Here is a 13,211-nt window from a genome sequence, read left to right on the forward strand (position 1 = left end):
TTATACAGAATAAGGAATTAGAGGTGACTAAAATGCAGTATCAAGATATTTTAGAACAGGACATAACTGATTTAGATAATCTATATTTATTAATTGGCGATGAGGAATACTTGATGAAAGAATTTATTGATCAGTTTATTACAGAGTTTGTCGAGGAAGAATTTAAGGATTTTAATTTGGATACGATAAATGATAGTAATGATGGCTTTTTAACTAAATTAAGCAATTCAGTTAATCAACTTCCATTTATGGTTGACAGGCGAATTACAATTTTGAACGGAGAGCGTCTATTTACCAATAGATTTAATAAAGATGAAACTGAAGACTTAAAAGAATTATTAAATGATTTTGCTGAAACTTCAATTTTATTAGTAAAGACTACCAATCAACCTGATAAACGAAGAAAGTTGTATAAAGCTTTTAAAGAATCAGGACAGATTTTAGATTTTGAAAATTTAAAGTATAAAGCTTTGGATGAATGGATTGAAACAAGGGCTAACGAGTTAGGTAATAAGATTGATTCCAAGGCAGTTAAATTATTAGAAAAGATGTTCAATAATAATTTACAGCGTTTAGACAGCGAATTACAGAAGATATCGACTTTTTTAGGTTCAAAAGAAATAATGACTTTTAAGAAGGTGCGCCAGATTATTAGCAAGGATAGACTATTAAAGGAGAATATTATTTTTGACTTCGTTGATGCTATCGGGGAACAGAATAATGAACAGGCTCTGCATTTACTAAATCAGATGATAAATAATGGGCAGTCTGAAATAGGTCTATTAATGATGATAGCCCGCCAGGTTAGATTAATTTTGCAGTGCAAAGAATTATATCAACAAGGGAAGAAGCCCCAACAGATTGCTAATAGATTAAATCAGCATCCTTATCCGATTAAGAAATGTATTAAACAGAGTAAGAATTTTTCCATTTCTGAACTAGAAGATATATTAGAACAGTTATTAGAAAGTAATATTAATTTAGTAACTGGAGAGGATAAAGAATTAGAGTTAGAACTTTTAATTTTAAAGCTAGGTCAGATAGTGAACAGTAATTAAATAAGAAGACCCTACATCTATTATATGATGTAGGGATTTTTTTAATTGATTAATTTATTAACTCTGCGTTCTAGCTTGGACTTTCTGCGAGCAGCAGTATTTTCATGTAAGATACCTTTAGTAACTGCTTTATCTATTGTCTGTTTAGCTTCTCTTAATTCTTCTTTAGCAGTTTCTACCTCTTCGGCTTCTAAAGCTTCTTCAACATTTTTAATTGCTTCTTTTAGTTGATCTTTAACTTTTCGATTTCTCTCTTCTTTCTTTTTGGCGACTCTTACTCGTTTAGTAGCTGATTTACTAGTTGGCATTTTCAGTCACCTCCTTTAATGTTAGCAATAACTAGCTATGTAAAATATGCTTACATTCCAGAGTAACAAGAAGAATTTTATCATAGAGAACATAAAATTGCAAGTTATAATCCAGTTTTGAATATAAAAAATAGAAATGGTTATTATAATAACTGAAATTAAGGAGGTGAAAAAATGCAAGGCTGGTTAGGAGCAATTATTAGATTTATAGTTTCAGCTTTTGTACTTTTAGCAGTAAGTTATTTTCTGCCGGGATTTGAGATTGTAGGCTTTGCTAATGCTTTGATTGCAGCAGTAGTAATCGCGCTTATAGGATATATCATTGAAAGCATTCTGGGTGATGATGTTTCACCCCAGAGTCGAGGTCTTGTCGGTTTTCTGACTTCGGCATCTGTAATTTATTTAACTCAGTTTGTAGTTGGTAATATGACAGTAACTATAATAGGAGCTTTACTGGCAGCATTAGTAATTGGAATTGTTGATGCTGTTGTTCCAACAGAATTAAGATAACTAATTAATTAGGGTAGGAGATACCAGTGTCAAAAGATAATATTAATCCTTATACTGATTTAGCAATTGAATCTCGGGATTTAGCTGTTGAACGGACTGGCGGTGAAGTCAAAGGCGTTAAGGTAGATGAACAGACAATAGATCATGCCAAGATAACTAGAATCGAAGTAATGAATAAGCAGGCAGCTGAAGCTCTTGGTAAAAAGCCTGGGCATTATATTACAATCCACTCTGATAAATTAAGAGAGAATAATCGCCAGATTCATGAATATTTAAGCGGAGTAATGGCAGCAGAATTAAATCAATTAGTAGATTATAATTCTTTAGCTAAAACTTTTGATCAAGAACCGACAATTTTAGTAATCGGTTTAGGTAATTGGAATGCTACTCCTGATGCCTTAGGCCCGCGGGTAATTCACAATTTATTAGTAACTAGACATCTGTATGATTCTTCACCAGAAGATGTGCGGGACGGTATGAGGCCTGTCTGTGCTCTGGCTCCAGGAGTATTGGGTTTAACAGGAATTGAAACAGCAGAGATTCTAAAAGGAGTTATCGATAGAGTTGATCCTGATTTAGTAGTTGCAGTCGATTCTTTAGTTGCTAAAGAAGCTAAACATCTTAATGCTACTATTCAAATCAGTAATACCGGTATTTATCCCGGATCTGGATTAGGAAAACAGCGGTTAGGGATTACTAAAGAAGACATGGAAGTTCCAGTGATTGCTTTAGGTATTCCAACTGTTGTTAATTCCGTAACTATAGTTAATGATACAATTGATGAATTAATGGAAAATAGAGGTTTAAGTAATACTAATTTACAGCAAGAACTAGGACAGGTTAATAATCAACAGAAACAGCAGTTGATCAAAAGAATACTACAGCCCTATTTGGGTGATTTAGTTGTAACTCCAAAGGGAATAGATGAATTAATTCGGGATGTAGGAAGGATAGTTGCTGGCGGTTTAAATGTTGCTTTTCATCCGGATATTAAAAAAGAAGATGTTTCACTCTATCTGCAGTAAAGAAAGCTCTGGCTTTTAGCCAGAGCTTTCTTAGTTATATTTTCTGGAATTCTGCATAGTTATCATAATAGAATGGAGTGAAACTATGGATTTAATTTCTAATAATTTAATTAAAGCAATTATTGTTTTTCTAGTTATATTATTGGGGCTTATTTCTGTTAACGCAGTTTATAATTCCGAAAGAAAGCCGGCAGCAGTATCAGTCTTTAATCCAGAGGAGCAATCTAAAGATAAATTGGACAAGGAAAATTTAATAAATCATTTACTACATTTTGATATTAGAAATTCTAAAGAGATCTTACAGAAAGCTATACCTATTTTAGGCAGCAGTCAGCAAAAAAATAGTTTTAAGGAAGTGTTGAATGACCCGATAGTTTTGATTAATCAAGCATCTGACTTTTTAATTGGAGTAAAAATGGATAATCCTGCTAGCATTCTGCAAGCAGAGCTTCCAAATTTATCAGTTGTAAATAGAAATATGGCAGAAAGAGAGGAAAGAAAGACAGAGGCTGACCAGAAAGAAACATTTAACCAAAAGAGACAAGCCCAGGATGAAGTCCAAGAGACAGAATTAAATTTCACCCAGACGGAACCATCTCAAAAGACAGAAAAGTTTGATGATAATAATTTAGTTGGAATTTATTATACCCATACTTCAGAAAGCTATGAAGAAAGTGTTAGTAACTTTCATTCCAAGCCGGGAACGAGAGGAGATGTTGTAGAAGTAGGAAGGAAATTGATTGAACGGCTTGAATCTAAACACGGCATTAATGCTCTTCATTCGACTCGGGTTAATGATAGTGTCTATAGAGAATCTTATATGGAATCACGAGAAACAGCCCGTCAGTTAATAGAGGATAATCCTAATTTACAGATGGTATTTGATATTCATCGTGATGCATTAGCTAAACAGGATAAAGAACTCTTTACTACAACAATTGATGGGCAGAAAGTAGCTAAAGTTATGATTGTAGTAGCCAAAGCTAATAAGAATTATGGATTAAGCCATCCAGAATGGAGAAAGAACTTAAGGTTTGCCTATAGATTGGCTGATGAGATAAACAGTATGTATCCTAATCTATTAAGAAAGGTTAAAGTGGTGGATAATAGACGGTATAATCAGGACCTTCATCCTCATTCTGTATTATTAGAGATTGGAGGCGTTAGCAATACTTCTGCAGAAGCCAAGCGGTCTACACGCTTAATGGCTGATGTAATTGCTTCTCTTCTGGATGATGAGCTAAATAATTAGCCCAGTCGATACCTAGTTTGATAAATTGAGAAATCGGTGTTATAATTGTAAAAGCAAGCTAGGGATAAAGGAGGAGCAGAAATTGAGTGGAGTTAATCAAGATAGAATTATTAACTTCTGTATTATAGCCCATGTTGATCATGGTAAGTCTACTTTGGCTGATAGATTATTAGAATATACTGATACTATTGAAGAACGTGATATGGAAGAACAGTTATTGGATACTATGGAGTTAGAACGAGAACGTGGAATTACAATTAAAGCACAAGCAGTACGGATGAATTATGAAGCTGATGATGGACAGAATTATATTTTGAATTTAATAGATACGCCAGGACATGTTGATTTTAATTATGAAGTATCGAGAAGTTTAGAAGCCTGTGAAGGAGCTCTGTTGGTTATTGATGCTGCTCAGGGGGTAGAAGCCCAGACTTTGGCCAATATTTACCTAGCTTTGGAAGCTGATTTAGAGATAATTCCTGTCATTAATAAGATAGATCTAGATAGCGCTCGGCCTGATTTAGTAAAAGAAGAATTGATTGATATCGGTATAGATCCGGATGAAGCTATTTTGACCAGTGCTAAAGAGGGAGTTGGAATTGGAGAAGTCTTAGATGCAGTGGTAGAAAGAGTCTCTTCTCCAGCAGGAGATATAGACAGACCGCTTAAGGCATTAATCTTTGATTCTGTATATGATCCTTATCAAGGAGTGATTGCCTATTATCGAGTAGTAGAAGGAAGCATCGAACCAGGAATGGAGATTGAGATGATGGCTACTGAAAAGACCTTTGAAGTAGAGGAAGTTGGTATCTTCACTCCGAATATGGAATCAGTTGACAGGTTGGTAGCAGGAGAAGTAGGCTATGTAATTGCTGGAATTAAAGATGTTAAGCATTCGCGGGTAGGAGATACAATTACTGAGGCTAATAATCCTACCGACGAGCCGCTGCCCGGCTATCAGAAAGCGAAGCCTATGGTATATTGTGGTCTATATCCGGTCGAAGGTGCAGATTATGACCTACTGCGTGATGCGTTAGAGAAGCTGCAGTTAAATGATGCTGCTTTAACCTTTGAACCAGAGACTTCGGAAGCTTTAGGATTTGGCTACCGCGGTGGATTCTTAGGACTGCTGCATATGGAGATTATTCAGGAACGTCTGGAACGAGAGTATGACCTGGATTTAATTACAACAGCTCCTAGTGTAGTCTATAAGGTTCATAAAGAAGATGGCGAAGTACTGGAGATTGAGAATCCAGCCAAGATGCCTGAACCTCAGGAAATAGATTTTATTGAAGAGCCGTTTGTGGAAGCGACAATTATGCTGCCTGATGATTATGTCGGGGACGGTATGGAACTGGCTCAGGATCGTCGGGGTGAATTTGAAGATATGCAGTATCTGGATGAAACCCGGGTTAAGCTAGTTTATGAGCTGCCGTTGAGTGAAATTATTCTTGATTTCTTTGATCAGCTTAAATCAGCAACGCGTGGTTATGCTACTTTGGATTATGAATTTGTCGGTTACCGCGAAGCAGACTTAGTTAAGCTGAATATTTTAGTCAATAAAGATCCGATAGATGCCCTCTCCTGTATTGTACATGAGGATAATGCTTATGAGATCGGTCAGAGCCTAACTAGAAAACTAAAAGAGTTTATTCCTGAACAGATGTTTGAAGTTCCTGTACAGGCAGCTATTGGTAATAACGTAATTGCCCGCCAGACTATTCGGGCTAAGCGGAAGAATGTGCTCCAGAAGTGTTATGGAGGAGATGTTTCCCGAAAAAGAAAACTGTTAGAGAAGCAGAAAGAAGGAAAGAAGAGAATGAAACAGGTAGGTAGTGTAGAGATTCCTCAGGAAGCATTTATGGCTATCTTGAGTATAGATGAATAAAGGGAGTAATTTAGATGGAAGAATATGGACTCTATATACATTTTCCCTTCTGTATCCAAAAATGTTATTACTGTGATTTTAATTCTGTAGCTTGGCAGGATGATTTGGCTGCAGAATTTTTTACGGCTTTATGTGAAGAAATAAAGCTGGTTGCTGCTGATTATGACTATCCACAGCTGAAGAGCATCTTTCTTGGCGGAGGTACTCCCAGCTGTTTTAGCGGTCAGACTATAGCTGAGTTATTATCAGTATTAGAAGATGAGTTTAGATTAAAAACAGAACTTGAAGTAACGATTGAAGCCAATCCAGGAACTGTTGATCAAAATAAGCTTGAGATTTTTAAAGAGGTTGGAATTAATCGTTTAAGCTTTGGAGTGCAGTCTTTTGATAATAGAATTTTGAATAAATTAGGTCGAATACATACAGCTCAGAAGGCTGAAAAGAATTATTATTTAGCTCGAGAGGTAGGATTTGCAAATATTAATCTGGATTTAATCTTTGCTATTCCTGGTCAGAAATTAAGCCAGTGGAAAGTAACTTTAGAATCTGCTCTACAGCTAGCTCCTGAGCATTTAGCTACTTATAATTTGAAAATTGAGCCGGGAACTAAGTTAGGGAAAGATCTAGCTCAGGGACGTATAGAGCCTGTTTGCCAGGATTTGGATTTAGAGATGTATCAGCTGACCAAGAAGTTATTGATTGATAATGGATACGAGCATTATGAGATTTCTAACTTTGCTAAGCCGGGTTATAGGTCTGAACATAATCAAATTTACTGGCAGAATGAACCGTATTTAGCTTTAGGACCGGGGGCTCATTTTTATGATGGAGAGTTTCGGGGGAATAATCTGGAATCGATCGGGGAATATATTAATGTAATTAAGGATGGAGAGAAACCTGTAGAAATAGAAGAATCTCTCAGTAGAGAAGATAAGATAATAGAGACTATGATTTTAGGATTGAGATTAAAAGAAGGGATTTCGACACTTGAATTTGAGGAACGATTTGGAGAGTCGGTTCATAATATATACAATGAAGAATTGAAAAAATTAAATAAACAGGGGTTGATAGAGATTAACTCTCAGCAGATAGCACTTACTGAAAAAGGAAGGGTCTTGGCTAATGATGTATTAGCTGAGTTTATTCTTTGACAATAATTAAAGTATAAACTAGTATTTTATGGTTTCAGTTAGTTAATTTGATTAAATCAAATCTTTGAATGTTTGACAAATAGTAAGGTAAGTGTTATCTTAATTATAGCTAATTATTAGCACTCATTAGCCTTGAGTGCTAACATTGAGAGGTGATGGTCAATGCTGGAGATGACGGACCGAAAAAAGGATGTTCTAAAAGCCATCATTAATGAGTATGTAATGACTGCTGAACCAGTAGGATCCCGTACTTTGGCCCGCAGATATGACTTTGGAGTTAGTTCTGCAACCATTAGAAATGAAATGGCTGATCTTGAGGAAATGGGTTATTTGGAGAAGCCGCATAAATCTGCAGGAAGGATTCCATCTGATAAGGGATATAGATTCTATGTCGATACATTGATGGAACTTAGAGATATTTCTAAACAGCAGCGTAAGAAAATAAAGGATAATTATGAATCAAAGGCTAAAGAGATTCATGATATTATTAAACAGACTTCAGATATGTTATCGGAATTGACGCATTATACTTCTTTGGTTTTAACTCCACAGGTGCAGGATAGTGTATTTCAGAAATTGAAGTTAATTCCGTTGGATAGTAGACATATGTTATTGATTCTGATGACGGATATTGGAGTAGTTCAAAATAAGGTAGTTGTGATGCCGGGGGAGCTAAGCAGGTCTGAATTACAGAAGATTTCTAGATATCTAAATGAAAACCTAGAGGGATTATCCTTAAGTGGGATAGATAAGGATCTGTTAAATAACCTGGAAAAGAATTTGATTAATCAATTGGATATTCTGGTGAGTGATTTAGGATTTCTGGCTGATGATCTGTTTAGAGTCAGTCTTGATGAGAAGATTTATCTAGGCGGTACGACAAATATTCTAGAACAGCCGGAATTTAATGATATTCGGAAAGTTAAAGCAGTATTAAGGGTTTTAGAAAAGGAAGAATTATTGTATAATATTTTAGGAAAGATCTATAATTCCTCCGAAGTAGAGGTAATTATAGGTCAAGAGAATGAGTTTGATGAAATCAAAGACTGCAGTATGGTAACAGCTACTTATCAGTTAGGCGATAAGGCGATAGGTAAGATTGGAGTTTTAGGACCTACCCGCATGGAATATCCTAATGTTGTTTCTAAAGTGAAGATTGTAGCCCAGATTTTGAGTAACATGTTAGATGAAACAGAAAGAAATAAATAGTAAGATTGGGTGGTGAGAGTAATGAGTCATAATCAAGCTGCTAAGAAAGAGTTTGACTTTGAAGAAGAGAAGAAAGAGAAAGAAGAAGCTGAACTGGAAGATGAAGCAGAATTAGAAAGTGAAGAAGTTACTGAAGATTCAGTTGATGAAGCGATGGATGAAGAATTAGAAGTATCCGATCTTAAAGAACAGATAGAAGATTTAGAGAAAGAGTTAGAAAGGAGTGAACAGGAGAAGGAAGAGTATATAAATAAATTACAGCGTCAGCGAGCTGACTTTTCCAATTATAAAAATCGAGTTAAGAAGGAAAAGGATAACTTAAAAGAGAATGCAACAAAAGAGTTAGTCAGTGAGTTATTACCGATTCTGGATAATTTTGAGAGAGCTCTTGCTTCTTCTGCTGAAGATGAAAATCTAGCAGATTTCATGGAAGGGATGGAGATGATTTCCCGGCAGTTAGTGAAGGTATTGCAACAAGAGGGATTAGAAGAAATTTCAACTGTCGGTGAAGAGTTTGATCCTAATCTGCATGAAGCTGTAGCCAAGGAGCCCAGTGAGGAGTATGAATCAGGTATTGTTATTGAGGAATTACAGAAAGGATACTCCTTTAACGGCCAGGTGCTTCGAGCAGCAATGATCAAGGTTGCAGAGTAGATTATAATAATCAAAACCAAAAAGTTCTTTTTACATAACCAGGGTAATTTATGCCCTGGATAGATTGTGATAATTATTCTGACACTTTAATTAAGGAGGATGATGTAGTATGGGTAAAAAAGAAAAAGTGATAGGTATTGACTTAGGAACTACTAATTCTTGTGTGGCAGTAATTGAAGGTGGTGATCCCACTGTTATTCCTAATGCGAAAGGAAATAGAACTACTCCTTCAGTAGTAGGATATTCTGATAAAGGTGAGCGACTAGTGGGAGAAGCTGCTAAGCGTCAGGCAATTACTAATCCTGACGATACAGTTGCTTCTATCAAGCGCCATATGGGATCTGATCATAAAGAAACTTTAGAAGGTGAAGAGTATACACCGCAAGAGATTTCTGCTATGACTCTGCAGAAGTTAAAGCAGGATGCTGAAGATTATATTGGTGAAGAAGTAGAGAAAGCAGTAATTACAGTACCTGCTTACTTCAGCGATTCTCAACGTCAAGCAACTAAAGATGCAGGAAAGATTGCCGGTCTGGAAGTAGAAAGAATTATCAATGAACCGACTGCTGCTTCTTTAGCTTATGGATTGGATGATGAAGAGGATCAGACTATTCTAGTTTATGATTTAGGCGGTGGAACCTTTGATGTTTCAATCCTTGAATTAGGCGGCGGAGTCTTTGAAGTTGTTGCTACTAGCGGTAATAATAAGTTAGGCGGAGATGACTTCGATCAGAAAATTATTGACTACTTAGCTGAAGAGTTTGAAAAAGAACACGGGATTGATCTACGTGAAGATAAAATGGCGCTGCAGCGTTTAAATGAAGCTGCCGAAGAAGCTAAGATTGAATTATCAGGTGTTGCTACTACTAATGTTAACCTACCGTTTATTACTCAGGATGAGAGCGGACCTAAGCATCTTGATATAGATATTAGTCGTTCCCAATTTGAAAAGATGACTTCTGATTTAGTAGAGAAGACAATGAAGCCAACGCGGCAGGCGCTATCTGATGCAGATTTGAGCAAGAATGAGATCGACCATGTGATCTTAGTAGGAGGTTCTACTCGAATTCCTGCTATTCGTGAAGCAGTAGAGAATGAATTGGGACAACAGCCCCATAAAGGTGTTAACCCTGATGAATGTGTTGCTGTCGGAGCAGCTATTCAGGGCGGAGTCTTAGCCGGCGAAGTTGATGATCTAGTACTATTAGATGTTACGCCGTTGTCCTTAGGTATTGAAACTATGGGTGGTGTCTTCACGAAGTTAATCGAGCGGAATACAACAATTCCAACAGAGAAGAGCAAGATCTTCTCTACTGCTGCTGATAATCAGACAACTGTAGACATTCATGTTCTACAGGGAGAACGGGAGATGGCCAAACATAATAAGACACTCGGCCGCTTCCAGTTAACCGGGATTCCTCCAGCCCCGCGTGGAGTACCTCAGATTGAAGTAACATTTGAGATTGATAAGAATGGTATTGTGCATGTGTCTGCTAAGGATAAAGGCAGCGGTAATGAGCAGCAAATCACAATTGAATCTGATACAGGTCTTTCTGATGAAGAGATTGAAGAGATGGTAAAAGAAGCCGAAGAAAATGCTGAAGAGGATAAGCGGCGCCGTGAAGCAGTAGAGACGGTTACAGAAGCTGATAGTCTAGTTCATCAGGTAGAGAAGACAATTGAAGAAGCAGGTGAAGCTGCTGATGATGCTACTGTCAGCCAGATTGAGACTGCTAAAGAAGAATTAGAAGATGTCTTAGAAGATATTGATATTAATAATATTGATCCGGATGAAGTTGATGTTGATTTAATTGAAGAGAAGAAAGAGAACTTAAGTAGCCAGCTCCATGAATTGACACAACAAATGTATTCTCAAGCCCAACAGCAGGCAGGAGCCCAAGCTGGAGCAGGAGCTGCAGGAGCGGGTGCTGCCGGAGCTCAGGGAACAGCTGGTCAAGAAGATGATGAAGATGTAGTTGATGTTGACTTTGAAGAAGTAGATGATGAAGAATAATAATTGATAGAATCAGGATATAGTGTTAAACTAGAGTCAAAGTCAAAGAAATTTTGGCTTTGGCTCTGTTTATATTTTCAGATTATTATTGATAGGGTGGTGAAAGTTAAGTTATGAGTAAAAAGGATTATTATGAAGTTTTAGGTGTTGACGAGGATGCCAGTCAGAAAGAGATTAAAAAGGCCTATCGAAAGATGGCTAAGAAATATCATCCTGATGTCAGCGATGAACCTAATGCGGAAGAGAAGTTTAAGGAAGCATCGGAGGCCTATGAAGTCTTAAGTGATGAAGAAAAGAGGGCCAAGTATGATCGGTTTGGCCATGCTGGTGTGGATCAAGATCAAGCTGGCTTCGGCCAGGGCGGTTTTGGTCAAGGTGATTTCGGCAGTTTTGATGATATATTTGATATGTTCTTTGGCGGCGGAGGCGGCCGTGGTAGGCGTAAAAATGCCCGCCGAAAAGGAGCAGATCTCAAATATAATCTGAGAATAGATTTTGAAGAAGCTGTTTTTGGAACCGAAAAAGAGATTACTGTACCTAGAACTGAAGAATGTGATAACTGTAACGGAACTGGAGCTAAATCAGATAGTGATGTAGAGACCTGTGCTAAATGTAATGGTTCAGGACAGATTAAATTCCAACAGAAGACTCCATTAGGACAGTTTGTGCAGACAAAGACCTGTGACCGCTGTAATGGAACCGGTAAATTTATCAAGGATCCTTGTCCAGCCTGTAATGGTAAAGGAAAAGTAAAACGGCGCAGAACAGTAACAGTAAATGTGCCAGCTGGAGTTGAAGACGGTTCCCGGCTGCGCATGCGTGGCGAAGGAGAAACAGGAGAAAATGGGGGACCGGCCGGTGATCTATTTGTAGTTATCAATGTTCGCTCCCATAAACTATTTGAACGCAGAGGTGACGATATTCTCTGTGAAGTGCCAATTAGCTTTGTACAGGCTATTTTAGGTGATGAGATCGAAGTGCCTACTCTTGATGGTAAGGTTAAATTCAAGATTCCTGAAGGTACTCAGCCGGGTACTTCCTTTAGACTTCAGGATAAAGGAGTTCCTCATCTGAAGGGCAGAGGCCGCGGAGATCAGCATATCAAGGTAAAAGTAGTAATTCCAGAAGAGCTGGGTGAAGAACAGAAAGAATTACTGCGGAAGTTTGCTGAAATAAGCGGCGAAGAAATCAATCCAGAGGAAAAAGGATTCTTCAGAAAGGTGAAGAAGGCCCTTGGTATGTAATAACAAAAAAACTAATAAGGAATGGATGGAAGCTAAAGTCTTTACTAAACAGAAAGCTCTGCCGGCTGTAAGCAGTATTTTAGATGATCTAGGAGTTGACGGCCTGATTAAAGAGAAGGTTAAAGATGAAGTAAGTGATGATAATTTGATGGTTAAATTCTATCTACCGGTTGATAAGTCATTAGAAGCTAAGTTATCTGTGCTGAAAAGCAAAATTAAACATCTACCGGATTATGATATCGATCTAGGTTCAGGTCGCATAGAATGTGAATCTATCTCTGATCAGGACTGGCGTGAAAGCTGGAAAGAGAACTTTAAGTCTAAGCAGGTAACTGATAAGTTAGTAATTAAGCCTACCTGGGAAGATTATCAGCCTAAGCCGGAAGAAAAGGTAATAGAGATAGATCCAGGAATGGCCTTTGGTACTGGCTCCCACGTGACGACAACTATGTGTCTAGAGGCAATTGAGGAATACAGCAGTCAGTACAGTGATCTATTAGATATTGGTACAGGTACTGGAATTTTATCTATTGGTGCTTATCTATTGGGGATTGAAGATATAACAGCTATTGATATCGATGAAACAGCTGTTAGAATAGCTAAAGAGAATTTAAAACTAAATGGAATTAGTCAGGGTGTCAAAGTAGAGCAGGGTAATCTAGCTGAAGAAGTAGATAACAGTTATGGATTAGTAGTCGCCAATCTACTGCCTCATATTATTCTGGATTTAATTCCTAATCTAAGACAGTTAATAGACCAGGAAGGTATCTTTATTCTGTCCGGGATTACTCAGGAGAAGAAAAAAAGAATTAAAGAAGAATTAAAAGAATTTTCATTAAAGGTTATAGAAGTAAAGGACAGCGGAGACTGGGTGACGCTTATAGGAGAGAGGTGTTAG

Annotated in this window: 12 protein-coding genes; 11 read left to right on the plus strand and 1 reads right to left on the minus strand. The window is 37.3% G+C overall.

Translation table 11 applies throughout. The annotated features are described in order from the left end of the window. Nucleotides 1-32: 32 nt before the first annotated feature. Complete coding sequence (gene holA, locus acear_RS03205) at nt 33-1,058, plus strand: DNA polymerase III subunit delta (RefSeq protein ID WP_013277583.1); 1,026 nt, start codon at nt 33-35, stop codon at nt 1,056-1,058. Nucleotides 1,059-1,099: 41 nt separating this feature from the next. On the opposite strand, the gene rpsT is transcribed toward holA, so the two are convergent. After that, nucleotides 1,100-1,366, minus strand: coding sequence for a 30S ribosomal protein S20 (gene rpsT / locus acear_RS03210; RefSeq protein ID WP_013277584.1), 267 nt, complete (start codon nt 1,364-1,366; stop codon nt 1,100-1,102). A 174-nt stretch (nt 1,367-1,540) separates the two neighbouring features. On the opposite strand from rpsT, the gene acear_RS03215 reads away from it, so the two are divergent. The 10 genes from acear_RS03215 to prmA all read left to right on the plus strand — a co-directional run bounded on the left by acear_RS03215 (nt 1,541) and on the right by prmA (nt 13,211). Next, nucleotides 1,541-1,876 carry a phage holin family protein gene (locus tag acear_RS03215; RefSeq protein ID WP_013277585.1) on the plus strand — a complete coding sequence of 112 codons (336 nt, stop codon included), beginning with the start codon at nt 1,541-1,543 and terminating at the stop codon, nt 1,874-1,876. A gap of 26 nt (nt 1,877-1,902) precedes the next feature. Beyond that, a complete protein-coding gene (gene gpr, locus acear_RS03220) occupies nt 1,903-2,901 on the plus strand; it encodes a GPR endopeptidase (RefSeq protein WP_013277586.1) in 999 nt (332 codons plus the stop codon). Between the two features lie 85 nt (nt 2,902-2,986). Further along, complete coding sequence (gene spoIIP / locus acear_RS12050; protein WP_013277587.1) at nt 2,987-4,153, plus strand: stage II sporulation protein P; 1,167 nt, start codon at nt 2,987-2,989, stop codon at nt 4,151-4,153. Nucleotides 4,154-4,235: 82 nt separating this feature from the next. Further along, nucleotides 4,236-6,041 carry a translation elongation factor 4 gene (lepA, locus tag acear_RS03230; protein ID WP_013277588.1) on the plus strand — a complete coding sequence of 602 codons (1,806 nt, stop codon included), beginning with the start codon at nt 4,236-4,238 and terminating at the stop codon, nt 6,039-6,041. A gap of 14 nt (nt 6,042-6,055) precedes the next feature. Then, nucleotides 6,056-7,192: a radical SAM family heme chaperone HemW gene (hemW, locus tag acear_RS03235; protein ID WP_013277589.1), complete on the plus strand. Its 1,137-nt coding sequence runs from the start codon at nt 6,056-6,058 to the stop codon at nt 7,190-7,192. A gap of 162 nt (nt 7,193-7,354) precedes the next feature. After that, nucleotides 7,355-8,401, plus strand: a complete 1,047-nt coding sequence (hrcA, locus tag acear_RS03240) for a heat-inducible transcriptional repressor HrcA (RefSeq protein WP_013277590.1) — start codon at nt 7,355-7,357, stop codon at nt 8,399-8,401. Nucleotides 8,402-8,422: 21 nt separating this feature from the next. After that, on the plus strand, nt 8,423-9,055 hold the full coding sequence (gene grpE / locus acear_RS03245; protein ID WP_013277591.1) for a nucleotide exchange factor GrpE: 633 nt from the start codon (nt 8,423-8,425) through the stop codon (nt 9,053-9,055). Between the two features lie 109 nt (nt 9,056-9,164). Then, the gene (gene dnaK / locus acear_RS03250; protein WP_013277592.1) at nt 9,165-11,069 is read left to right on the plus strand and encodes a molecular chaperone DnaK; all 1,905 of its coding nucleotides are present in this window, start codon (nt 9,165-9,167) and stop codon (nt 11,067-11,069) included. 113 nt (nt 11,070-11,182) lie between these two features. Next, nucleotides 11,183-12,313 carry a molecular chaperone DnaJ gene (gene dnaJ / locus acear_RS03255; RefSeq protein ID WP_013277593.1) on the plus strand — a complete coding sequence of 377 codons (1,131 nt, stop codon included), beginning with the start codon at nt 11,183-11,185 and terminating at the stop codon, nt 12,311-12,313. Then, on the plus strand, nt 12,303-13,211 hold the full coding sequence (prmA, locus tag acear_RS03260) for a 50S ribosomal protein L11 methyltransferase (RefSeq protein WP_049772645.1): 909 nt from the start codon (nt 12,303-12,305) through the stop codon (nt 13,209-13,211). Before dnaJ ends, prmA begins: the two co-directional genes overlap by 11 nt.

Origin of the sequence: Acetohalobium arabaticum DSM 5501 (assembly GCF_000144695.1) — a bacterium.
In the GTDB taxonomy this organism is placed as follows: Bacteria; Bacillota; Halanaerobiia; order Halobacteroidales; family Acetohalobiaceae; genus Acetohalobium; species Acetohalobium arabaticum.